This is a genomic window from Hominiventricola aquisgranensis, assembly GCF_040096225.1.
In the GTDB taxonomy this organism is placed as follows: domain Bacteria; phylum Bacillota; class Clostridia; order Lachnospirales; family Lachnospiraceae; genus Hominiventricola; species Hominiventricola aquisgranensis.
In genome coordinates this window covers 1-24,392 of record NZ_JBBMFC010000032.1, presented here as the reverse complement: position 1 = coordinate 24,392, position 24,392 = coordinate 1, and the positions used below count along the sequence as shown (strand labels likewise).

Below are 24,392 nucleotides of genomic sequence, written 5' to 3'. Positions count from 1 at the left end.
TGAAAAAAATAAGGATTCCATGAACGAACTTGAGTGGATTGGAAAAAATTTATAAAGCACACACCAAATTCCAGTTTGGAGAATTGAGAAAATCAAAATTTGGAGGTAAATACTTTGATGAAACTTGATAATTTTATTAATATGATGACAGGACATTTTGACAACAAAGAACAGTTTGATATGATGCAGAAAGCTGGAAAATCATATCCTTATGCAGAACATGTAAATACAGTCTGCAATGACAAAATAAAAAATATCCCTGCAGATTTCAATGGCAAATTCATTGTTGAAGAAAGTTATTATGAGACCAACGGAAAACGCCATGCTTCTCCGCATCTTTTCCTGATTACAGAAAATGAGGGCGGCATTCTACTCTCTTCCTATGAGATTCCGGGAGATGATAAAAATACATTTTCTTATGATTCCATGAAAAATGTTGATTACAGTGAGCTAAAAAAATCCCAAAAATTTACACCGGCACTGTATCATGAAAAGGACGGGATCTGGGAAGGCGGCAGTATCAGCCAGTTCTCTCCAGTCATGACCTTTAAGCTTTGGGAAAAGTTTTCTGATAGCTGTTTGGAAGTATCTGAAAGTATGGAAGTTAATGGAAAGCGGACTTTTGGCTACGATGATCCTATTATCTATAAACGGGTATAGATTATGGTGATTTTCCAGTAAAAAGTCGGTGCCACTAAAATGTCACCGACTTTTTTATTCATACTCTATATGTCCCATCCGCCTGCAACATAAGATTGGTATTCGCAATCTGGTGTGCCCGCATCAGTCGTCGCACATTTCTGCAATCACTTCGTTCGCAGAACTTCGTCGCCTCTTCCAGTGACAGTCCGCCCTTCATCTTGCGATCCACCAGTCTGTCCTTCAGAAATGATTCATCTGCCCCAATGAACACGCTGTCATCACACAGAGTCACCAACTGGTTCCACGGATCTTCACTGCTCAATAACCAGTTCCCCTCCAGCACGATAATCTGCCGGTTGACCAGGACCGCATCTTCCACCACATCATGAATCGCTCTGCTGTAGATCGGCCACCGTATCTCACCACCCTTACGCAGCTCATGAATCTTGGCACGCAGTTTTTCCAGATCATAGGTCTCTGGACAACCTTTGACCTCCTTCATTGGAACAATCCTTCCCTCCACACAAGCTTCATGAGTCAGGATATACTGCTGATGATAATGAAATCCATCCAGACCGATGGCCTGTATCGGCTCCATATCTGCTTCCTGCTCTGACAGATATTCCAGAAACTGTACCAGCGTTGTCTTGCCGGTTCCAGGCGGTGCACTTAAAAATACAAGGATCCGTCTTCCCGCTTTTTTCTGCATTTCCTTCCATTTCTGCAAAAGCGGAATAAAGATCGTCTCAATGTCTTTTTCCTCATATTCTGCATGGATTTGAAATCCATTTACCTCATACGTATAAGTCTGCTTCATATAGCTTCCCTCCCTCGTATTACACCTCGATCACTTCACCCAGCGTAAACGAATAAATCAGCTTTTCCTTCACTTTCTTCCCGGTCATCATGCTCAATGCCTGTTCATAGTATTCCAGCTGCGCATGATATTTTTCCCGCAATTCTGATGCACGACGCACATAATCTGTCTTGTAATCCAGCAAAACAATCTGTCCATCCTCATAGAAAAATGCATCAATAATTCCCTGGATCAGGATCGTTTCATCCGAGTCACTTCCATCCACCTGACTGGCTGGCAAGCCCATGACAAATGGCTGCTCCCGGAAGAGCTCGCCCCTGGAAGCAGCTTCCGCCATCCGCTCCGAAAGGTCGCTTTCTGCCAGATCAAGAAGATCCATGGGATTGACTGCGCGAAGTTCCTCCTCTGATAGTTTTCCTGCGTCCACCAATGTCTGCAGCTCTGCCTTCATCTTCGGAACATGTGCTCCTCGTAATTCTATCAGATGTTCAAAATCGAGCCACTCCATCACTGTATGGTAGATGGTACCTCTGGCTGCTCCTGTCTTTTCCTCTGTCTTCTGGATAAACTGCGGAATCAGCGGAACCATGTCTGTCTCCGGATATAATTCCTCCGCTGCATCGGATTCTTCCTGCATACGCAGCTTCTTCAGCTCCGTCACACTATATTTCTGCCGGGCAGTCTCCCGCATCTTCCATGGATAACTCCAGGAAAGTCGCTCATTGATCTGATTATAGAGTTCTTCATCCTTCTTACCATAGAGAAGGCTCTGCTCCAGCTCTGTTCTGGACAGTTCTCTCGTCATGGTCTGTCGGATCTGTTCCCGGATCACAGTCTCAAGAGAGACCATCTGCACATTGATCAGGGACTGTTTTCCACAGGTGTCCTCTGACAGTGCCGGGATTATCCACCTGAAATAACTGTCTGCACTGGTGATCTGTGTAAAAGACATCTGTTCGTCTGCTTTCTCGCCCAGAACCTTTTCCGGTACCATACCAGTCAGGATCAGCTTTTCTTTTGCACGGGTCAGTGCCACATAGAGGATCCTGAGCTCTTCACCAAGACTGTCCTGCTGGTTCTGTCTGCGGATCAGCCGCTTGACCAGAGTTGCTCTTCGCATACGCTGATCCAGATCCACATAGTCAAGTCCTAATCCCCAGCGATTGTGGCAGACTACTTTTTCTCTTGCATCCTGCTTATTAAAGGTTTTTCCGAGCCCTGCCGCAAATACCACCGGAAACTCCAGACCTTTACTGTGGTGAGTACTCATGATCTGAACCGCTTCACCGTTCTTACCAGTCATGGCAGCCTCGCCGAAATCCATCTGATATTTCTTCATGCGCTCAATATATCTTACGAAATGAAAGAGTCCATGGTAACTGATCTTCTCATAATCTCTTGCTTTTGCCAGCAGCATCTCCACATTGGCAAGACGTTGTTCTCCTCCGGGAAGTGCCCGAATCTGATCCAGATATCCGGTCTCTGTCAGAATCTCCCACAGCAGATCATGAACCGATGTGTAGGTTGCCCGCTGCCGGTAGTTCTCCATCTGAGTAAAAAATCGCTGCAGCTTCTGACGCAGTTCCTCCTGTTCCCCGTTTTCTGCATAGGCTCTGCAAGCATCATAGAATCCCGGATGATCTTCTCCTGCCCGGATCTGTGCCAGCTCCGTGGATGTGAATCCACCCAGCAATCCATGCATGGAAGCTGCCAGCGGGATCTCCTGGGTCGGATTATCAAGAATACGAAGATACGCCAGCACTGTCTCCACTTCCACAGTCTGGAAATATCCTTCTCTGGACTGCGCACAGGCAGGGATCCCTTCCTCCTGCAGCACTCTCACAAAGGTCTCGCTCCAGCCTGACATGGTACGAAGCAGGATCACAATATCTCCATACCGGACCGGACGGAGTTTCCCATCTTCGGTGACCTGTCCCTCTTCCATCAGTTTTCGGATCCTTCCAGCGATCAGATGTGCTTCCGCTTCCACCTTTGTCCAGCGGCATTCCGGCTCCAGCTTCTCCCATTCTTCCTTGGTAAGCACCAGCAGCTCCGGCTTTGTAGTCTCGGTCTCCGGATATATAGCTCCCGCTTTCAGAGCCGCCTCTTCATCGTATTCGATGCCGCCCACTTCTTTTCGCATGATCCGTTCAAAGATCACATTGACCAGATCAAGCACCTCTTTCCGGCTTCGGAAATTCTGATGAAGATCCACACGGACACCACCATCTTCTGTGCCATACCGCGCGTATTTTTCCAGGAAAAGTCCAGGCTCTGCCTGACGGAACCGGTAGATACTCTGTTTCACATCTCCTACCATAAACCGATTATCCCGCCCTCTGCGGCTTTTACTGATACTGTCCAGGATCGCCTCCTGCACCAGATTGGAATCCTGGTATTCATCTACCATAATTTCTGCAAAATAATCTGCAAACAGATCTGCAGTCTCAGACGGAACCAGCTTCCCATCCACCTCGCGGGTCAGTATTTTCAATGCCAGGTGCTCCTGATCTGCAAAATCCAGAATGTTTTTTCTTCGCTTTTCCGCTGTCAGCCGTTCCATAAAGGAGAGAGTCACCTGCACATAGGTCCGTACCAGTTCTGCTGTCGCACGAAGCTGGGCAAACTGCTCCTCTGATGGAATATCAAAATACTGCTTCTGCAGATCTTTGAGCCCGTCTTTCATGACACTTCGAAGCTCCATAACCTGATCGATGAGCGCATCATCCACACCCGCCATCGCTTTAGAACGCCGGCTGGGAAGCCGCGCATAGGAGACTCCTTCCAGTCTGGTCTGAAAACACTCCACAGAATCACTTTCCACCAGATACGTAAGCTGCTGTTCATCCTGCGCCAGTGCTTCCTCATAAGCCTGCGGTCCATCAGGAAGCTGTGCAAGCTTTCTCGCCTTCTGTATCTCCGTCAGCAGATCACCCGCTGCCGTATGAAGTTCCGCAAGCAGTTCTTCCTGCCCGGCAAAATCACTCCAGCTTCCATCCTCCGGCATATCATAAGCATCTGCACAGCTCCAAAGCCACTTCTCCGGCTGAGGACTGGCAATGGCATATTCATATAATTTAAGGATCATATCCTCCAGACCATTTCCCCGATTTCCATTTCCATAGCTGTCCGCAAAACGGATGAATGCCGGATCTTTCTGCCGATGGTATTCCTCAACAATCTGATGGGCAATGTCCTGCTTTAAAAGCTTCATCTCCCCTTCATCTGCAATGCGGAAATTAGGAGCCAGATCAATCGTATGAAAGTAATTGCGGATCACATACAGGCAAAATCCATGGATCGTAGTGATCTGTGCCCGATGCACCAGAGATTCCTGTCTCTGCAGCCATTCATTATGAGGATCCTCCTTCAGCCGCTCGCTCAGTGCCTTTCCAATTCGTTCCTTCATCTCCCCGGCTGCTGCTTTGGTAAATGTGGTGATCAGCAGTCGATCCACATCCACCGGGTGCTCCTTATCTGTGATCAGGGAGACAATTCGTTCCACAAGCACTGCTGTCTTGCCCGAACCGGCTGCGGCTGATACCAGAAGATTCCGGTTGCGGATATTTATGACTTTTCTCTGATCTTCTGTCCATACAACACTCATGATTCTTCCTCCTCAAGCCGTCTCCAGATCTCATCTTTATTTAACGGTGTCAGTCTGCGCTTCTCGCAGCCATCCAGGCGCCGGTCAAATCCGCAGACACTGTGAAATGTACAGAACCTGCAGGCATTGTCATCCTGCAGCTCATAAGGTGCCAGACTGACCTCTCCTTCCAGGATCCGCTGTCCATATTCTGTAAGCTTTCGGTTTACATGACGGGACAGTCTAAGAAGCTCTTGTTCCTCTGCCACGGAAGATGCCGCTGTGTAAGTTCCATCCTTTTTAAGCCTTATCGGTAAAATATCGGAGGAACCATGCAATTCCTTATCCATCAGCTTCACCACCTCGGGATCTGCATTGACCAGTCCGTTGAATGCCAGCTCTTTGAGCATCCGTCGTTCGGTGTCTTCCTCTTCTTCATAATCCAGCATAGGATCTTCAATATGATAATAAAACATACCCGCCGGATGGACTTTTCCACCCTCCCGGCTCTCCATATCCATTGCCGCATTGAGATAGACTGCAAGCTGCAGCTGCAAGCCATAGTACACACTGGTCAGATCAAACCGGGTCGATCCACTCTTATAATCAATAACTCGGACATATACATTTCCCTGCTCTCTGCAGATATCCACACGATCGATCCGTCCCTTAAGTCTCATGCGTTCATCCTCTGACAACAATACCGATACACTCGGAAGCTGCTCCAGATTGCGGAAAGATACTTCTGTCTTCTCCGGCGCAAAATTACCTTTCCGAAGCTGTTCCATCAATGCCCAGGCTGTCCGCTGCCCGATCCGCTTCATACGCTCCATGGTATAGGCATCGGTCGCTTCCTCCCCCAGACCTTTTTCTGCGCAGATCTGAAGAGCATGCTCCAGTGCCTCTTCCATCCAGGCAGTCCGCTTCTCCTCTGGTACATGAAACCAATCATATTCACTGGCCTCGATCTTATCCGAAAAATATTTAAGTGCATCGTGAAAGACATTTCCCATATCCACTGCCTGAAGACCGTATTCCTCCCGCTCCTTCAGACGCAGACCATACTGCAGGAAATGTGCATACGAACAGGCTGCAAACTGCTCCAGTCTGGTAACACTTCCTTCCAGAAGGGTTCCATACAGAGTCCGCGCCACTGCCTTTCCAATAGGTTCTTCCTTTCGACTGTAAAAGACTGCATCCATCAGGCGGTCAAGCTTCTGATTCCAGTCCGCCTGCTCCGCATACCATCTGGCCAGCATCTTCTGCTGAGCATCATAGGTTCCTTCTCTGGCTGCCTGTAAAGCCTCCGTCACATCACTTAAATTTCCTTCCGGAGAAGCCAGACGATCCAACAGCTCCTGCTCTGCCTCTGTCTCCACAGCCACCTGTGGGAACAATTCCTGCACTGAACGGATCAGATAGGACGGCCTCAGTGCATTACCACCCTCATCCGCCAGGCTCCAGGATAATTTAAGTCTCATGGAAGGCCGGGTCAGATTCACGTACATATAGTATTTCTGGATACAGGTCTCCTGCCGGGATGTGAGTGACAGCTCCACATTCTGGGATAATAAGGTCTCCCGGTCCATTTCAGAAAGAAGACCGCCGCTGTCTTTCTGGCGAGGCACACTCCCTTCATTGACTCCTGCAAAGAACAATATCTTAATGTCTTTCAGACGGCTTCGCTCCATATCCCCCACAACCACCTGATCGGTACCTGCCGGAATGAGTCCCACCTTCATCTCTGAAAATCCGGCATCCAGAAGCTGAGCATACTCCTCCAGAGTGACCTGACAGTCTCCAAGCAGCATGACCAGCTTGTCAAACAGATCCATGACCATGCCATAGATCTGGGAATACTCTTTGGCCAGACTCAGATTTCCTTCCTGCTCAAACTGCTGCTCATACTGAAGCAGATGCTCCTGAACAGACAGATCCGTCAGATATTCATAGATACTTCTGGTCATAACTTCCGCATCTGCCTTTTTATCCTTCAGGCTCTTTCGCAGTGGTTCCAGACCGGACAGTGCCTTTTCCCGAAGCGTATTGACTTCTGCCAGTTCCTCCTCTGTCATCTGCTTCAGTGGATATTTCCATTCCCTTTTCCAGCCGGAGAATCCACGGATACCTCTGGCGATTACATAATTTTCCAGCAGATCTGTCTCTCTCCTATCCACCGGCGTCATGCCGCTTCGCAGCAGACGGAACATAGATTCATAAGAAAAATCCTCCTGAACTGCCAGCAATAATGCCCGCAGAAACTCCACAAACGGATTCTTCAGCACATCTCGCTTGGCATCCATAAATCCCGGAATCCCCAATCGTGCAAAGGTCTGCTCAAACAGTGGTCCATAAGTATTCAGGTCTCCAGTGACCACTGCCATCTCCCGATAGCGGAACTTCTCATCCCGTACTAATTTCAGGATCTCTCTGCTGATACACTCTACTTCTGATCGGGGTGTCCTCGCTGCAAACAATGTGACTGCATCGGTTTCTTCGTTCCAGAACCGTCTGCTGTGCCGGTAGATATGCTCCTCCAGAAATCTTAGTGCCGGTGCATCCTTATACCGCCAGATTTTATCTTTTCCAAGCATGATGGGCTTTCGAATCTCCACGCCTGTCTGCTCAGCTACTTTTTTCAAATCCTGAATCGTCTTTTTCGTAGCATAGAAGAGCTGATGCTCCGCCTCCATCTGAAATGGCTCTTCCCTGTGATCCAGTGTCATCGTCACATACAATTCATCCGTAAGCGTCAGCAATCTTCCGATCAGTCCCAGCTGGATAGGCGTGAAGCCATGGTAGCCATCCAGAACGATCACACTGTTCCGAACTGACCGTGACTGCTCCACCGTATCCTCCAGTGCTTTCAACAGCTCCTCTGCTGTCAGATATGTGTCCTTCAGATACTGACGGAAGCTTTCATAGATCACCTTCATATCCTTCAGCTTAAAATACAACTGGGGATTACTCTTATTCTGCTCCATGATCTGTGTAAGGTCTTCCGGTTCGATCCGATACTGCACGAACTCTGACAGCAGTGACTTTACCTCAGAAATGTATCCCAGCTTTCGGAGGCTTCCTCCCAGCAGGGTCAGTTCATCCTTCTTCTCCTCCGCCAGCTTTCGAAGCACCAGGCTCTTTCCCGTATCTTCCAGAATCTTCCGGTGCTCGCCGCCCACCTCTGAAAAGACCCGGTGTGCCAGACGCTCGAAGCTTAGGACATCTATATTCATGATTCCATGACGCGGATGCATCATGACCAAATCCTTCTGCGTCTGCATGGTAAACTGCTCCGGCACGATGATCAAATATTGCTTTGTCGGATGTTCCATGGATTCCTGTATGATTTTTTCAAATATATAGTGGGATTTTCCTGCTCCCGCATTTCCAAGGATCAACTGTAATGCCATATCTGCTCCCCTTTATTATATTGATTCTAATGAATAGATTCATTATACCTCATCAGCTCTACAAAAGACCAGACACCATACGGACAAAATCTGGTAAAAAATAAATCGCAGAATACGGCATCTCACTGGATGCACCTTTTCTGCGATTCAATCCTGTATTGGCTTCAGATGACGCCAATAATATTCTCTATAAAATAATTTTCAAGCCAGTATGATTCACTCCCACGATCAGCCTGCGTATGCCATCACTGGAACCTCTGCAAACTGCGGCATGGATGCCAGCACCCTGGAGCAGACCGTTGTAATGTATTTACAGTCATTTTCCACACTGCCCGGCTGCTTCATATATTCATCATGTGCTTCCTGAATATACTCCAGCATCTCGTCAACTGTCGAAAAGCTTCTCTTATAACCGGCTCCGCCAAACACTGCCTCACCACTTCTGATATATGCCCTCAGACCATGCTTCAGATGATTCTCATAATGGCAGTGATCCTTAATATTTCCCGGATAATGGGAATTATGTGGATAGGTAAAATAATCCGCAATATAATGGAACACCTGTCCCAGATCCATCATATAACCTGCCGTATCAATAGACCAGTAGCCTTCCTCTGATACCAGTGCCCGGAGCATCTCAGCCATCATATCGAACGTTCCATCATACTCATGACGCACAGTCACGAAGGATGGTTTACAATCCGGTAAAATATTTCCAAAATAAAAGGATCTCCATCTGCGGTTCAATACTTCATGATCCATTCCCTGAATCAAAAAACCTGCTAACGCAAGATGTGATTTTTTTCTCATGTACGTCCCTCCACAAAAATGCAAATGTACCTGTCACTTGCCCAAAACCTTATCCAGCATAGCACACTTTTTTACACTTTGCACGCGATTTTGAAAAGTTTACAGAAAGTTCACATAATTTTGATATGTGCGAATATTTTTCCTTCTGATCTGAAAAAATATCTGTATCTTGTTTTATTGGAAAGGAACCCAGACATGATAACGATTACAGGAAAAGCCACACTCACATACGATCAGCCGCCCCGTATCCTGGAAGCTGCTTCTATCGTTGGACAAAAAGAAGGGGACGGTCCTTTAAGTCATCTCTTTGACTGCATTGAACCTGACCCCAAATTCGGCAAAAACACCTGGGAAGAAGCCGAGAGTGAACTGCAGCTTCGCACTGCCAGAAAAGTTCTGGAAAAATCAGGCATGACCGAGGAACAGATCCGCTATTTGTTCGCCGGAGATCTGCTGGCTCAGGGAATCGCCACTTCCTACGGAATCATGGAATTGCAGATTCCTCTGTTTGGACTGTATGGCGCCTGCTCCACCTGTGGTGAAAGCCTGGGACTGGCTTCTATAACCGTTGCCGGAGGGGCTGCTGATTGTGTCATGGCACTGACCTCCAGCCACTTTGCCAGTGCAGAAAAAGAATTTCGCTTTCCCCTGGAATACGCAGGACAACGTCCCTTATCAACTACCTGGACGGTCACCGGTTCCGGTGCCTTTGTCATTGCCGCCGAGGAACACCCCTGTTCCACTCAGGCTCACTGCTGTATCAGCGGTATTACCACCGGAAAAGTAGTGGATTATGGTATCAAAGATTCCATGCACATGGGTGCAGCCATGGCTCCTGCCGCAGCTGATACCATCCGTCAGCACCTCATCGACACCGGCAGAGATGTCTCTGACTATGACCGGATCATCACCGGCGATCTGGGAAGTATCGGACAGACCATACTCAAAGATCTCCTGTCTGACTGCGGAATTCTGCTCGGGGATCTTCATGAAGACTGTGGAATGCTGATCTTCGATCCAGATACACAGGATACTCATGCCGGTGGTTCCGGCTGCGGCTGTGCTGCAACCACTTTAGCTGCATATATTCTGCCCAGACTGATCCGCGGAGAATGGAAACGGGTACTCTTTCTCCCCACCGGTGCACTGCTGTCCAAAGTCAGCTTCAATGAAGGACAGAGCATTCCCGGCATCGCACACGCGGTAGTGCTTGAGCATTGCTGAGCATGAGGATCCATACACCGACTCACAACTATACAATTCAGGAAAGGAATATTTATATGAAGATCAATGAAGAACAGAAACAACAATATCAGGAATATGTCAAGCAAGTCACGCCCACCCACAATCTTCTCAAAGAAGTGGGAAAAGCCTTTCTGACCGGCGGACTGATCTGTGTGCTTGGACAGTTTCTGCAAAATACGGGTCTAAATATAGGAATGGACCAGAAGACTGCCAGCACCTGGTGCTCGATCCTTCTGGTCCTTCTCAGTGTTCTGTTAACCGGATTTAATATCTATCCTTCTATTGCCAAATGGGGAGGCGCTGGTGCACTGGTTCCCATCACCGGCTTTGCAAACGGAATCGCTTCGTCTGCCATTGAATATAAAAAAGAAGGACAGGTCTTCGGTATTGGTTCTAAAATCTTTACGATCGCAGGTCCTGTCATCCTCTATGGAGTCTTTACCTCCTGGATCCTTGGCTTGATCTACTGGGTGATCACTCTCTGAAGTTACTCCTCTGCCCGTACTGCCCAGCGCATTTTTGTAGAACGGGCCCGTGGATTCCGCACACATTCTTCCGCGGACGGGCATACCACATCTTTGGAGTACTCTTCATAGATACCCGCACGGTATCCTTCCTTGAGCGCCGCTTTCACCAGCTTGTCCTCGCCTGAATGAAAAGTCAGGATAGCAGCCCGTCCCCCCGGCTTCAATGCACCTGGAAGCTTCTCCATAAATTCATACAACACTTCAAATTCCTGGTTCACATCGATCCGCAATGCCTGAAATACTCTCTGACAGGTCTTTTTCACAGTCTCTTTTTTCTCTTTTTCCGGCAAAAAATCTAACGTTTTTTCAATGATCTCCCGAAGCTTTGTGGTCGTATCCACACGATGTCCCCGTCGGATCTCATCCGTAATGGCTTTTGCCAGTTCCTCACAGTATGGCTCGTCAGAATTCTCATAGAGCATTCCTGCCAGCTCTTCTCTTCCAATAGTGTCCAGACGTTCTGCTGCGCTGATTCCTTTCTGCTGATTCAGGCGAAGATCCAGCGGTCCATCCACCTTAAAAGAAAATCCTCGCTTCGGGTTGTCGATCTGCATAGAAGATACGCCAAGATCTGCCAGAATAAAATCAAATCCGCCTACCTCTTTTGCGATCTCATCAATGGTACAGAAATTCTGAAGTTTGATCGTCAGCATATCCTCACCAAACCCTTGCTCCTCCAGACGTTTTCTGGTCTTTGCCGACTCTTCCGGCTCCACATCCGTGGCATACATATGCCCTTTTCCCTGCAGACACTGCAACATGGCTTTCGTATGACCTCCATAGCCAAGAGTCGCATCAAATCCGATCTGTCCCGGCTGGATCTTCAGAAAATCCAGGATCTCATCCACCATAATAGAGATATGCATTCCTGCCGGAGTATTTCCCTTCTGGATCACATGCTGGATCGTATCCTGATATTTTTCAGGCTGCAGCTCCTTATATTTTTCTTCAAATTTCTTCGGGTATTTCCCCTTATATCGTACACGGCGCTTATGCGGCGTCTGTGAATTCTGTTCCATATTCATCCATTCCTTCTCATCAAAAATCTGTGATCATGTGTTTTTTTCAAAAGAAATAAAGACAAGCGAACTAAGCAATAACATATAAGGATAAAACAGCAACGGTAAAATATCAAATGCATTGATCGTTTCACCAAGTCCTGTTGCAGCTGAGATCGCAACGAGCATCTGTGCTCCATAGGGAAGGATTCCCTGGAAAACACAGGAAAACGTATCCAGGATAGATGCTGCTTTCTTATTGCTGATTCCGTAATTTCCTGACATTTCCTTCGCAATCGGATTGGCCATAACGATTGCAACCGTATTATTTGCTGTTGCAATATCCATCAGACCAACCAGCAGCCCCATTCCAAGAAGTCCGCCTTTTCTTCCCTTGAATACCTTTTTTATCCAGTATAACAGAGCTGCAAATCCACCGTATTCTTTGATCAAGGCGCAGATTGCAGCTACCAGTAAGGCAACCATACTGGTTTCAAACATTCCTGCCGCACCATCTCCCATATTTCCAAGCAGATCTGTTGGCACTATCATTCCGGTTGCTATCATGATGATGGATCCACTTACAATACCCGTGATCAGTACCAGAAATACATTCAGACCGATGATTCCTCCTGCCAGTACCAGAATATAAGGAATCGTCTGTATCAGATGATATTCTTCCTGAACAAAGCCACCACTGTAGTTCTTTACAGATAACATGCAGATTATGACCAGACTGGCAACTGCTGCCGGGAGTGCAATGAAGAAATTCTCCTTGAATTTATCTGTCATTTTACAACCTTGTCCATTGCATGCGGCAATTGTCGTATCAGATATGAAAGACAGATTATCTCCAAACATTGCACCGCCCATTACTGTAGCAATACAAAGTGGTGTGGAAAATCCAGAAGCTCTGGATACCGCTATTCCAATGGGAACGATCAGTGTGATCGTTCCAACGGATGTTCCCATGGCCAGAGAGACAAAGCAGCTCACAACAAACAGAACAATCACTGCAAACTGAGGTGGAATCAGCGACAATATAAAATATGCCACACTGTTGGCAGAGGATCTTCCGACTACTCCCACAAAAATTCCTGCCAGCATAAATATAATGATCATTGTAATAATATTAGGGTCACTGATTCCCTCGCCCATTACTTTTAGTTTGTCATTCAATTTGAGTGACCGGTTCTGCAGACATGCAACAAACAATGCCATCAAAAATATAACGACAACAGGGATTTTATAAAATCCCATCTCAATCTCCAGGCCATATTCAAATAACATACCCAGACCTAAATATAAGACTACAAACACCGCAATTGGTAATAATGCTTTTGCATTTCTTTTTTCCATGTATCTAACCCTTCCTTTAAACCCTTTGTTCTCTAATATACCAAAAAAATGCAGGTTTGCAAATCATAAAATATTCTGATTAACTTCTGATCAGTCATGTTACAGATAAGGTAGTTATAAACAGCTGCGCTTAACTCCAACAAATACAGCTGAAGATCTGGGATGAAGCCAATACTCGGTGATGACTGCGCTGAAATTTTCTTCTCCTGATCCATCCAGTGCGGTATCTGCAAAACATCTCCACTCATACTCTGGCGGAAGCTTTGGCAGCTCAAACTTCTGCTTCTCCCAATACACATTCAGTGCCAGATATACAAGGTCTTCTCCCTGTGCAGTCTTGCCTGCATAGCAGACTGCCAGAGCCTTTGTATCCTGGTCAATGGCACGCTCCCACGGTCGGTCCGTATGAACACTGACTGCTGGAAAACCAGTCTCTGACAATCCCTGATCGCTCCGAATCACCGCATGTTCTCTTCTGAACCAGATCATTTTTCTGAAAAATTGATAAAGCTCCTGGTTCATATCCAGCCGTGTCCAGTCCAACCAGGAGATCTCATTATCCTGACAATAGGGATTATTGTTGCCAAAACGGGTGTCTCCAAATTCATCTCCCGCAAGAAACATGGGTGTCCCACGGCTGCACATCAAAGTCATGCAGGCATTTTTCATCATTCTGAGACGGAGTTTACGAATCTCAGGATCCATGGTCTCTCCTTCCACTCCACAATTCCAGCTTCGGTTATCATCTGCTCCATCAGAATTGTTCCATCCATTGGCTTCATTATGCTTTCCATTATAAGAATACAGATCCCAGAGAGAAAAGCCATCATGACAGGTAAGAAAATTAATGGAAGAATCATACCCTTTATATTGACCGGTATACAGATCCAAGGAACCGGTAAGTCTGTTTGTTGCTGCCTGGGCAAACCAGTAGTCACCTTTCAGAAAGCTTCTCATGTCATCCCTGTATTTCCCATTCCACTCTGCCCAGCGGGTATAAGCAGGAAAACTGCCCACCTGATAAAGTCCACCGGCATCCCAGGCCTCCGCAATCAGCTTCACATTTCGAAGAACAGGATCTCCGGCCAGATTTTTCAAAAGAGGTGGCTGATTCATAGGCGAACCGTCTTCATTTCTCCCCAGAATACTGGCCAGATCAAACCGAAAACCATCCACATGGTATTCAATCGTCCAATACCGCAGACATTCAAGTATCATCTGCTGCACCACCGGATGATTACAGTTCAGTGTATTACCACAACCACTGAAATTATAATACCAGCCTTCAGGTGTCAGCATATAATAAACTCTGTTGTCAAACCCTTTGAATGAGAAGAACGGTCCTTTTTCATTTCCTTCTGCCGTGTGATTAAATACAACATCCAGAATCACCTCTATGCCATTGGCATTCAGTTCACGAATCAGGTTTTTCAGTTCATCGCCTTCCCGATTGAACTCTTTATCTGCAGTATAACTGGTATTCGGTGCAAAAAAACTCACGGGATTATATCCCCAGTAATCCAGAAGCGTCCTGCCGTTGACTTCACGCCTTCCCATGGTCTCATCAAACTCAAAGACAGGCATCAGTTCTACCGCAGTGATTCCAAGTTCCTTCAGATACGGTATTTTTTCTTTGATTCCTGCAAAGGTTCCCGGATGACTGACTCCAGAAGAGACATCCTTCGTAAAACCGCGGACATGAAGTTCATAAATGATCAGATCCTGAATGGGTCTGACCGGATCCACATGATTTCCCCAGTCAAAGTCATTGACCACCACCCGCGCCCGATATTCATGATCCTGATTAGGCTGTTCGCCCCATATGCTCTGACCGGTGACCGCTCTTGCATAAGGATCCAGAAGCGGCTTCGTTTTATCAAAAATCAGACCTTTTTCCGGTATGCAAGGACCGTCCACCCGATAAGCATACTCAAAATCACAGATATCCAGATCAAAAACAATCATGGAATACACACTTCCGATCCGGTAGTGTTTCGGGAAAGGCAGAATTGCATAGGGTTCCTTTTCTCCCCGGTGATATAGAAGAAGCTCCACGGCCGTGGCTTCCAGAGAACAGACTGTAAAATTTACGCCTTCCCTAAGAGCCGTTGCTCCGTTAATCCCATAAAACCCAGGACGTACATCATATCCATTGACTTTATCCAAAGGTATGAGATGCTTTTCCTCTGCTGCAACCATTTTCTTCCCGTCCATAATTTGATTCCTTTCCATCTAGTTTTGATTTATTTTAGACAAAAATACCCCGTTGGTTTTCCAACGAGGCATCAAAGATATTTTACTCTACTTTTGAAAACTGATCTTTACCAACTGAGCACAGAGGACACTCAAAGTCTTCCGGAACATCCTCCCATTTGGTACCTGGTGCAATGCCGCCTTCCGGATATCCTTGCTCCTCATCATATTCCCATCCACAAACGTCACATACATATTTCATTACGAGTTCCTCCTTTTCAAAATCATTTTTTAATAATAGTATTTGTTACTAATATTGTTTATATATACCTTCCTTGCATTTGTCAAGGTAAAATAATAATTATTCCTGTTTTGGCTTCCCATTGGTGTGATTCTCTATCTGCAGCTGCTTCTCCAGTACCGACTGCTTGGCAAGAATGACATTGACCTTATCGTATAAATCCTCAATCATAATCTCTGTTTTTAAGTTGACCTTGTAGTCGTTTTCAGCTCTGCGACGATCCTTTTCCTCTTGACGGTTCTGGCTCATCATGATCAACGGGGCCTGGATTGCCGCTACGCAGGAAAGAACCAGATTAAGCAGAATAAACGGATACGGATCAAATGCCTTGGATGCCAGCACGGCATTGACAATCATCCAAAGAACAAGGACACCAGTAAAAGAAAAAATGAATGCCCAGCTCCCTGCAAATTTTGCAATTGCATCTGCTGCACGCTGCCCCAGGGTGTACTTTTCCTTGCCGCTTTCAGGACTGACTGAAATCTTACTGTCCGCCAGCAGATTCAGCACCTCTTCGTCAGTCATATCATGGCGGATATCCTTAAGTACCTCTTTTAACAGCTTTCTGTTTTCTTTCATGATAATATCTCCCCTTCATCAGATCAGTGCCGGTGTCTGTGCCAGAATTGATACAATCGCAACTGCCGCCAGAATCACAGCAACTATCACCACTACCATTATGATTTTTCTTTTCATGATACACCTGCTCTTTCTTATACGTATGAAACACCTGCAAAACATTTCTGATAACCATGTCGATATTCTGTGACCAGCACGATTATCTGCCCTCAGTATAAATCACCTGTCTCACTGCGTCAACGACCATCATTTCACATTATTTGTCTTGACTTTCCTTATTCTTTATAGTATTATTTGATACAGTTCAAAAAAATACTATTCAAAGGGAGGTATCTATGACTCCATCGACATTTATAGCTTTTTTTCATGATGTATTGAATGCTTACAATAAAATGTGTGAACCTATTCTTCACGAATTTGACATTCCACAAGTATCTTTTGACATTTTAATGTTTCTCAACAACAATCCTGAATTATGTACTGCCCAGCAGATAAGCGAATTTCGGAAAATAAAAAAGAACTTAGTGTCTGTCCATGTTGATAAACTGGTAACTGCCGGTTATCTGCAGAGAGGATCCGTGACCGGAGACAGACGAAAGGTTTTACTCTCCTGCACCGAAAAGGCGCAGCCAATTCTGAAAGCCGGACTGGAAATGCAGCAGAATTTCAATCAGAAGCTTACCCGGAATATCCCTGAAGAACAGATACATGTTTATAAAGAAATCATTGACTCTATGGCAGTGAATGCATGCCAGATGCTGAATGAATAACACAAAATAACAAAAGGAGGTACTATCCATGCAGGATAACAAAGATTTTCTTGGGACAGAACCGATCGGAAAATTGCTTCTTAAGCTGTCTATCCCGACCGTAATCGCCCAGCTTATCAATATGCTTTATAATATCGTAGACCGCATCTATATCGGTCATATACCAGGCAATGGCAGTCTGGCTCTCACCGGAGTCGGAGTCTGTATGCCAATCATCATGATTGTTTCTGCTTTTGCGGCACTGGTCAGCTCCGGTGGTGCACCAAGAGCATCTATTTATATGGGAAAACGGGACAATCAGTCAGCAGAACAAATATTAGGCAACTGCTTCGTTCTCCAGATTGCTGTTTCCTTTATTCTGACTGCTGTCTTACTGATCTGGAGTGCAGATATATTACTGGCTTTTGGTGCAAGTGAAAATACGATCAGCTATGCAGTTGATTATATGCATATCTATGCGATCGGTACGCTATTTGTTCAGCTGACTCTTGGCATGAATGCTTTTATTACTGCACAGGGCTTCACAACAACTTCTATGGTTTCCGTTCTGATCGGTGCTATTTGCAATATTACGTTGGATCCTATATTCATCTTTGGTTTTCACATGGGTGTAAAAGGTGCAGCCCTGGCAACCGTTCTGTCACAGGCGGTTTCCACAATCTGGGTAATCTTTTTCCTTTGCGGTAAAAAAACACAGCTTCATCTTAGGAAAAAATATATGCATCTGAAATCCAAGGTCATTATTCCTTGCGTTACACTTGGACTTGCTGCTTTCATTATGCAGGCAAGCGAAAGTGTTGTAACGGTTTGCTTTAATTCATCCCTGCTCCGTTATGGCGGAGATATTGCAGTCGGAGCCATGACCATTTTAACCAGCGTGATGCAGTTTGCTATGCTGCCCCTTCAGGGAATCGCACAGGGATCACAGCCTATTTCCAGTTATAATTACGGAGCTAAAAATGCGGACAGGGTAAAGAAAACATTCCGTTTACTGCTGACTACCTGCTTAACCTACTCCATATCACTCTGGGCAGCTGTACAGCTTGTTCCCGAAATATTTGTAGGCATCTTTACTGCTGATGCAAGTCTCGTTGACTTTACTGCACCAATGCTGAAAATCTACCTGGGCGGTCTGTTCCTGTTTGGTATCCAGATCGCATGCCAGATGACATTTACCTCCCTTGGCAAAGCAGCCAACTCCATCATTGTTGCTGTTGTCCGAAAATTTGTATTATTGCTCCCGCTTATTTATATCATGCCTCACATGGTATCCAACCCAACCACAGGCGTATATATGGCAGAGCCAATCGCTGATATTATTGCTGTACTCTTTACATCCGTTTTATTTTCAGTACAGTTTAAAAAAGCACTCGCAGAGATTCAGAAGTAACCAATATGAATTTCTGTTCTGCCAGAGATTATGATCCTGAAAAGCACCGATGAAAGAGAGCTGTTATCATGTCTGTTGAAATGAAAGAAATCATTGCAGCCAGCCGCCAATAAAACTGAAATATGATTGATATAAATGCCGGAGTGTAATGCCATTTTACACTTCGGCATTTGTGTCAATACAGAAGCAAAACAGTGTCAATGGATGTTTTGCACCAAGGTCTTTACAATAAAGCTATCCTAGGAATAAAAAAACAGACCATATAACAACTTTATATGCTCTGTCTTTTTATTCCTACAAATCTTCGTGCAGTTTTACATCGCTATTATCTGCCATGCATTGTTTTAAGGCAACAATCATTTTTTCCGCAACCAGCGGCTTTGCAAGATGAACATTCATTCCAGCCAGCCGGCTGTTGATAATGTCTTCTGCAAAGGCATTTGCGGACATTGCAATAATCGGAACCCTCATGGCATCCCTTCTTTTCATTTCCCTGATTGTCCTTGCCGCATCCAGACCATTCATCCTCGGCATCATAATATCCATATAAATTACCCCAAAATAATCCGGTGCAGATTTCCCGAAGATTTCAACTGCTTCCTGCCCGTCTACTGCACATGTAACTTCCATACCGCTGTCTTCCAGTATACATCTGGAAATTTCCATGTTCAACTCATTGTCTTCCACAACCAATGCCCGCATGCCTTCTACCGAATAATCATCAGGGCTTACTGGCTTATCTGATAAATTACTGTTTTTATCCTGTGTGCCAATTTTGAACGGAATTTTTACAATAACTGTTGTCCCGACACCTGCTTTGCTCTTCAGTTCAATACTTCCATCCATTCTGTCCACGAGCTGCTTCGTAATTGCAAGCCCCAGTCCGGTGCCTTCATACCTGGATCTGCTTGTCTCGCTTTCCTGAGAGAACATATCAAAAGCATGTGCAATAAAATCTTCACTCATACCCACACCCTGGTCTTTACAGTAGAAAGTGAAAATTGCTCTGCTATCATCCAGAGTTTCTTCCTCAACCCAGACCGTAATCACACTACCCGCCTGACTGAATTTTATGGCATTGTCCATAATATTCGACAGGATCCTGCCAAGATATACCGGATTTCCAACCAGAGCGCTGTGACTGTATGTACCATTTTTCCAGTCAATCTCATACCGGATGCCTTTCTTGGCAGCCCGCTCATCATAAATCTGGTTCAGTTCCCGCAGTACTATTGTCAGATCAAATAAAAGCTGCTGGTCCTTCAAATTCCCGTTCTGTAGTTTATTCATATCCAGCACATCATTTACCAGAGATACCAGATATTTCAGGGATTCCATTACCTTTTCTCTGATCTTCTGCTGCATCTGTGGATCATCTGCGTACTGATTTCCCATATTTACCATACCGATAATACCATTCAGTGGTGTACGGATATCATGACTCATCGTTGCCAGAAACCTTGTTTTCATTTCGGCTTCACGCTTTGCTGCTTCCGCTGCAAAGTTAAGATTCTCTTCACGTCTCTTGGAATCGCTGATACTACGGACCGTACATAAAACATGGGTTACATTTCCAGACTCACCCCTTTTTTTTACAGTAAAAAGCATCCTGTGCCAACTGCCATCACACATACGGTATTCTGTGGAAATGCATTCTTCCGTCTTCAATCTGGCTGAAAGTGTAGAGACATCCAGAAATGGACGGATCAGCGAGCGGTATTCCGGTGCAACCATTGTATCACAAAGCTGATACAGTTTCTCCGATGCACATCCTCTGTTTCCTGTCAGTTTGTGTATTTCACTGTCATTTGATACCTCTTCAAAAAAATCTTTCTGCACATCAATCCTGTAGATAGAACAGTAACTCTTTGCAATTGCTGAAATTATTTCATTACTCAGCCGTGCTTCATCCAGTGCCTGTTTTAACTGATTCTGGATGGTGGTTTCTTTTTCCATGATATCATCAATATGCCGGAAACCCACTAGCGCAAAGAAATGTTTCTCATCTTGATATATTCTGATTGCCCGCACTTCAAAAAATTCATGATGTTCCAGATTCGGTTTGCTTCTGTAATGGTAGGTAATGTGCTCTTTCTGAAAAAGCTGTTCCTTCAGATGCCCTGTAGAAATCCAGTCCTTAAATTCCTGTCTTTCTTTCTCATACAGATATTGAACCGCATATTGGTCAGCAGAAGAATTGAAATTATTACCCTGTTTCAGATTCATTTTTTTTGCGTTGGTTCCATCGTTTATATGGAGAGTTTCAAAGGAACCGGTATTTAATTCAACATAATAGACGGCCGCAAAATCTGCACATATCTTGTCTAAAAGCCGTTTTTCCGCCATCTGTTCCTCCAGCGTACGTTTCAATTTTCTGTTCCTCATATGTACCATCACAGTCAGGATAAGAAGCAGAACGATCAGCACGGCTATAAAAACCAAAGCAGCCATAAACTGCAGTTGCTTCGGAAATATATATTTAATTTCTGTCATAACAAAACCCTCTCTCTATGTTTCCTGTCTGCTTTTCCCATGCTTCTGGAAGGCTCCTGATTACTGCGGTTGCCTCATAGCCATTCATAACAGGCATCTGTACGTCCATCAGGATCATATCATAATCACCCGGCACTAATTCATGAACCTCTGCTAATCATTATGAACATACCTTAAAATCGTTTTTATAACTTCCTCAATCACAATCGGCTTTGCAAGATGTGCGTTCATTCCTGCTTCCATACACTTTTCTGCATCTTCCCTAAATGCATTTGCAGTCATAGCAATAATAGGGATTGTTTTTGCATCCTGCCGTTCCAGGGATCTTATTGTTTTTGTGGCAGTAAGCCCATCCATCACCGGCATCATGACATCCATTAAAATAACATCGTATGTTCCTGATTCGGAGGCTTCAAAGTGCTGAACAGCTTCTAAACCATTATTCACTATTTCTACTTTAGCCCCGCTTTCCGTTAGCATGAATTCAGCTATTTCCGCATTCAGCTCATTATCTTCAACCAATAATATCCGGACACCTGATATATCTGCATTGAAATCTTCTTTTTCTTCCGGCCGTGCATTCGTATCAATTTTAAATGGAAGTATTACAGTAAAACAGCTTCCTTCACCAAGCTTGCTTTCAACTGTTATGGTTCCGCCCATCTTTTCTACAAGTTGTTTCACAATAGGCATTCCCAGACCTGTCCCATTATAATCAGAACGTGGGGAATTATCTGCCTGTACAAATGGAGTAAACAATTCATTTTTTATAAATTCTTCTGACATTCCAATTCCATTGTCTTTTATTTTAAATTCACATGTCATGTGATCTTCTGATCTTTCAATCGTTCTCATACTCATGTAAATAAGACCATTCACCTTATTGTACTTCATACTGTTTGTAAACAGATTCATCAATATTTTTTTCAGATGAACTGCATTGCTCCAAACATATATACCACTGTAATCATCATGTTCTCCTATAACATGAAGTCCTTTTTCTTCTGCCTGAAAGTATAGCGACTCCGTGATTTCCTTACATACCTGATCCAGATTGATGGATTCATCACCAAAAACCACGGTATCCGATTCTAACTTTGCCATATCCAAAACATCATTTACCAATGATAATAGCAGTTTCGAAGACTCATTTATTTTATTCAGGCAATCTTTTGCCCGCTCACCATCATTTCCGCTTTTTTCAAGAATTGTAAGCATGCCCATAATGCCATTGATCGGTGTCCTGATGTCATGAGACATGTTATTTAAAAAGGAAGTCTTAGCCTTATTGGCACTCTGTGCTTCTACAAGTGCATTTTGTAATTCCTGCTGTTTTTCTTCAAGCTCCTGATTCAGCTTCAATGCCTGCTCAGCAGACTTCTTGGATTTTTCTTCCGCACGTTTTGATTTTTTCAAAGAATCAAGAATTATACACAGGACAACAAAAAAAGAAATTCCAGCGATAAGTGAAACTGTCAGTAAATTGTCCTGAATAAAATCCTTCGCTGTAACTTTTCGTGAGGAAACATTATACGAAACTACTGCACCCGAAAATTGAGCTGTAGGCATAGATGTCAGTGTTTTATTCAGAATGGACAAAAGAACCGGTTCTCCCTGCTGAACAGCAAATGAAACATCAGCTTCTTTTGTCAGAAAAACACTAAGAAGCTTATTATTTTTCAAATAGTCTGAAACAGTACCTGAATTGCTTACAATACAATCTGCCTCCCCTTTCTGCATTGCTTTTACTGCTGCATCTGATGTCTCATATTCCACAACCTCCCATTGCGGATAATTGTATGAAAGATATGCTTTCAATACAAAATTATCTTTTTCAACGGCAACTGTATTCTCTTTATTTTCATCAAAAGAATCCTTTGCCGTAATTGCTGCCATATTGAGAGTCAATAGCGTATCCGACAAAGCAAATCCATTTGTTTCTGCAAAGTATGGATTCTGGTTTGCATGAAAAATCAGGTCTATTCTTCCATCCTGCAATGCCTGAAGCAGTTCACTTCTTGTATCATATCCATTTAATTCAAATTCCAGAGTCTGACCTTGCAGACAATTTTGGGCAAGATCCACATAATCTGTGATAACACCTGTCACTTTGCCTGTTGATGGATCTACACTGCTGATACCTCCATCCTGATTCAGATACCCTATCCGGATTGCTCCATGCTGCCCGATCCACTCCCTTTCTTCTTTTGAAAGAAACGAGCTGCTCTGTGCAGAAAGATAACGCCTGTAAAGATCATCCGTGTAAAATGGATTGTCATCCTTGATTCTGCGCATAGCACTATCCAGTGCTTTTTTGATATCCGGACGTTTGGGATTTATGGCAAAATAGATTTCTGTCTCTCCAATACTTGTAACAGGCGAAATATCAGATTCTTCCCAACGGGATTCTTCTACTGAAACGAAGCAGTCAATTTCATGGTTCGACAGTTTTTCCATAATTTCTGATGTATTAGAAACATTGATATGCTTCGTATGCAGACCATATTTTGATTCCCATTCATTAAGCATATCCTCCAATATAAGACCTTTAAATACACCAATATTTTTTCCCTCAAAAGAATCCAGATTTCCTGCTGTAAGATCCATATTGGATGCATCCGTATAGATGTAATATTTCTCTTCCCCCATAGGCATATCGGAAAAAAGCATATTTTCAGCACGTTCGTCTGTATAGGAAATGCCACCAAGAATATCAATCTCTCCATTTTCCAACTGTGTAAAGCAATCTTCCCAATTACTTGTTATGTATTCATAGCTCCAACCTGCATAACCTGCTATATCTTGAAGATACTCATAACCATAGCCGCTTCTTTCTCCCTTTTCGTTGACTACATTATAAGTTTCCTCAAAAGATCCTACCCGGATAACATTGTCAGAGCTTTCTTTGGCAAATGTAGGAACGGATAAAACCATTAAACATATCATTGTGCAAAATATAATGTAACAAAATTTGAAATTCATTATATTCTGTACTAATTTGCACTTCTTCATCTTTCTCCCATCCTCCAGGCTATAATTGCTTGCTTGCTTCCAGATTTTAATTTTACATTCATTAATGTTCAATACCCCTACAACATTTTTATAACTATCTTTGCGACAGCTTCTGCTGTACTTTTACTATAATTATACTCTACAGCCAACTTGTGTCAATTTACTAACAGAGTAATTACATTCCAGACTGTAGACAAAGCCCCGCTTTTGCGGGGTTTTGCTATTGTTAGAACCGCTTTTCTGATATAATGATGTCAGAA

Annotated in this window: 17 protein-coding genes and 1 pseudogene; 5 read left to right on the top strand and 13 right to left on the bottom strand. The window is 44.4% G+C overall.

Features of this window, described 5'->3' with window-relative positions:
• Window positions 1-114: 114 nt before the first annotated feature.
• Window positions 115-660, top strand: a complete 546-nt coding sequence (locus WMO62_RS13925) for a hypothetical protein (protein WP_349145049.1) — start codon at window positions 115-117, stop codon at window positions 658-660.
• Window positions 661-718: 58 nt separating this feature from the next.
• On the opposite strand, the gene WMO62_RS13920 is transcribed toward WMO62_RS13925, so the two are convergent.
• The 4 genes from WMO62_RS13920 to WMO62_RS13905 form a co-directional block, all read right to left on the bottom strand.
• A complete protein-coding gene (locus WMO62_RS13920) occupies window positions 719-1,459 on the bottom strand; it encodes a nucleoside/nucleotide kinase family protein (protein ID WP_349145048.1) in 741 nt (246 codons plus the stop codon).
• Window positions 1,460-1,478: 19 nt separating this feature from the next.
• A complete protein-coding gene (addA, locus tag WMO62_RS13915; RefSeq protein ID WP_349145047.1) occupies window positions 1,479-5,066 on the bottom strand; it encodes a helicase-exonuclease AddAB subunit AddA in 3,588 nt (1,195 codons plus the stop codon).
• Window positions 5,063-8,455, bottom strand: coding sequence for a helicase-exonuclease AddAB subunit AddB (addB, locus tag WMO62_RS13910; RefSeq protein WP_349145046.1), 3,393 nt, complete (start codon window positions 8,453-8,455; stop codon window positions 5,063-5,065). Before addB ends, addA begins: the two co-directional genes overlap by 4 nt.
• A gap of 228 nt (window positions 8,456-8,683) precedes the next feature.
• Window positions 8,684-9,265 (bottom strand): zinc dependent phospholipase C family protein, encoded by a 582-nt coding sequence (locus tag WMO62_RS13905; protein WP_349145045.1) that lies wholly within the window; start codon window positions 9,263-9,265, stop codon window positions 8,684-8,686.
• 195 nt (window positions 9,266-9,460) lie between these two features.
• On the opposite strand from WMO62_RS13905, the gene WMO62_RS13900 reads away from it, so the two are divergent.
• Both WMO62_RS13900 and spoVAC read left to right on the top strand, forming a co-directional pair.
• The gene (locus WMO62_RS13900) at window positions 9,461-10,489 is read left to right on the top strand and encodes a stage V sporulation protein AD (protein WP_118717765.1); all 1,029 of its coding nucleotides are present in this window, start codon (window positions 9,461-9,463) and stop codon (window positions 10,487-10,489) included.
• A gap of 56 nt (window positions 10,490-10,545) precedes the next feature.
• The gene (gene spoVAC / locus WMO62_RS13895) at window positions 10,546-10,995 is read left to right on the top strand and encodes a stage V sporulation protein AC (RefSeq protein WP_118511189.1); all 450 of its coding nucleotides are present in this window, start codon (window positions 10,546-10,548) and stop codon (window positions 10,993-10,995) included.
• A gap of 2 nt (window positions 10,996-10,997) precedes the next feature.
• Here the strand turns inward: spoVAC and rsmH are convergent, their stop codons facing one another.
• From rsmH to WMO62_RS13870, 5 genes are all read right to left on the bottom strand, one after another.
• Window positions 10,998-12,056: a 16S rRNA (cytosine(1402)-N(4))-methyltransferase RsmH gene (rsmH, locus tag WMO62_RS13890; RefSeq protein WP_349145044.1), complete on the bottom strand. Its 1,059-nt coding sequence runs from the start codon at window positions 12,054-12,056 to the stop codon at window positions 10,998-11,000.
• A gap of 33 nt (window positions 12,057-12,089) precedes the next feature.
• Window positions 12,090-13,394: a Na+/H+ antiporter NhaC family protein gene (locus WMO62_RS13885; RefSeq protein WP_349145043.1), complete on the bottom strand. Its 1,305-nt coding sequence runs from the start codon at window positions 13,392-13,394 to the stop codon at window positions 12,090-12,092.
• A 114-nt stretch (window positions 13,395-13,508) separates the two neighbouring features.
• Window positions 13,509-15,608, bottom strand: coding sequence for a glycogen debranching protein (locus WMO62_RS13880; protein WP_349145042.1), 2,100 nt, complete (start codon window positions 15,606-15,608; stop codon window positions 13,509-13,511).
• An 82-nt stretch (window positions 15,609-15,690) separates the two neighbouring features.
• Window positions 15,691-15,849: a rubredoxin gene (locus WMO62_RS13875; protein WP_117499552.1), complete on the bottom strand. Its 159-nt coding sequence runs from the start codon at window positions 15,847-15,849 to the stop codon at window positions 15,691-15,693.
• A gap of 99 nt (window positions 15,850-15,948) precedes the next feature.
• Window positions 15,949-16,467, bottom strand: a complete 519-nt coding sequence (locus WMO62_RS13870) for a DUF1003 domain-containing protein (protein ID WP_117499550.1) — start codon at window positions 16,465-16,467, stop codon at window positions 15,949-15,951.
• A gap of 335 nt (window positions 16,468-16,802) precedes the next feature.
• On the opposite strand from WMO62_RS13870, the gene WMO62_RS13865 reads away from it, so the two are divergent.
• Entirely contained in the window at window positions 16,803-17,237 is a 435-nt protein-coding gene (locus tag WMO62_RS13865; RefSeq protein WP_349145041.1) for a MarR family winged helix-turn-helix transcriptional regulator, read from the top strand.
• 28 nt (window positions 17,238-17,265) lie between these two features.
• Entirely contained in the window at window positions 17,266-18,627 is a 1,362-nt protein-coding gene (locus WMO62_RS13860; protein WP_349145040.1) for an MATE family efflux transporter, read from the top strand.
• Window positions 18,628-18,921: 294 nt separating this feature from the next.
• Here the strand turns inward: WMO62_RS13860 and WMO62_RS13855 are convergent, their stop codons facing one another.
• The 4 genes and pseudogenes from WMO62_RS13855 to WMO62_RS13840 form a co-directional block, all read right to left on the bottom strand.
• A complete protein-coding gene (locus WMO62_RS13855) occupies window positions 18,922-21,120 on the bottom strand; it encodes an ATP-binding protein (RefSeq protein WP_349145039.1) in 2,199 nt (732 codons plus the stop codon).
• Window positions 21,107-21,238, bottom strand: a complete 132-nt coding sequence (locus tag WMO62_RS13850; RefSeq protein WP_349145038.1) for a response regulator — start codon at window positions 21,236-21,238, stop codon at window positions 21,107-21,109. Before WMO62_RS13850 ends, WMO62_RS13855 begins: the two co-directional genes overlap by 14 nt.
• A 35-nt stretch (window positions 21,239-21,273) precedes the next feature.
• Window positions 21,274-23,229: a response regulator gene (locus WMO62_RS13845; protein ID WP_349145050.1), complete on the bottom strand. Its 1,956-nt coding sequence runs from the start codon at window positions 23,227-23,229 to the stop codon at window positions 21,274-21,276.
• 216 nt (window positions 23,230-23,445) lie between these two features.
• Window positions 23,446-24,054 (bottom strand): annotated as a pseudogene (locus tag WMO62_RS13840) (substrate-binding periplasmic protein); the annotation flags it as partial.
• Between the last annotated feature and the right edge of the window lie 338 nt (window positions 24,055-24,392).

Bases quoted from the DNA above. Each gene is read 5' to 3' on its own strand.
- WMO62_RS13920 (WP_349145048.1), bottom strand. From the start codon at position 1,459: ATGAAGCAGACTTATACGTATGAGGTAAATGGATTTCAAATCCATGCA.
- addA (WP_349145047.1), bottom strand. From the start codon at position 5,066: ATGAGTGTTGTATGGACAGAAGATCAGAGAAAAGTCATAAATATCCGC.
- addB (WP_349145046.1), bottom strand. From the start codon at position 8,455: ATGGCATTACAGTTGATCCTTGGAAATGCGGGAGCAGGAAAATCCCAC.
- WMO62_RS13905 (WP_349145045.1), bottom strand. From the start codon at position 9,265: ATGAGAAAAAAATCACATCTTGCGTTAGCAGGTTTTTTGATTCAGGGA.
- WMO62_RS13900 (WP_118717765.1), top strand. From the start codon at position 9,461: ATGATAACGATTACAGGAAAAGCCACACTCACATACGATCAGCCGCCC.
- spoVAC (WP_118511189.1), top strand. From the start codon at position 10,546: ATGAAGATCAATGAAGAACAGAAACAACAATATCAGGAATATGTCAAG.
- rsmH (WP_349145044.1), bottom strand. From the start codon at position 12,056: ATGGAACAGAATTCACAGACGCCGCATAAGCGCCGTGTACGATATAAG.
- WMO62_RS13885 (WP_349145043.1), bottom strand. From the start codon at position 13,394: ATGGAAAAAAGAAATGCAAAAGCATTATTACCAATTGCGGTGTTTGTA.
- WMO62_RS13880 (WP_349145042.1), bottom strand. From the start codon at position 15,608: ATGGACGGGAAGAAAATGGTTGCAGCAGAGGAAAAGCATCTCATACCT.
- WMO62_RS13875 (WP_117499552.1), bottom strand. From the start codon at position 15,849: ATGAAATATGTATGTGACGTTTGTGGATGGGAATATGATGAGGAGCAA.
- WMO62_RS13870 (WP_117499550.1), bottom strand. From the start codon at position 16,467: ATGAAAGAAAACAGAAAGCTGTTAAAAGAGGTACTTAAGGATATCCGC.
- WMO62_RS13865 (WP_349145041.1), top strand. From the start codon at position 16,803: ATGACTCCATCGACATTTATAGCTTTTTTTCATGATGTATTGAATGCT.
- WMO62_RS13860 (WP_349145040.1), top strand. From the start codon at position 17,266: ATGCAGGATAACAAAGATTTTCTTGGGACAGAACCGATCGGAAAATTG.
- WMO62_RS13855 (WP_349145039.1), bottom strand. From the start codon at position 21,120: ATGACAGAAATTAAATATATATTTCCGAAGCAACTGCAGTTTATGGCT.
- WMO62_RS13850 (WP_349145038.1), bottom strand. From the start codon at position 21,238: ATGATCCTGATGGACGTACAGATGCCTGTTATGAATGGCTATGAGGCA.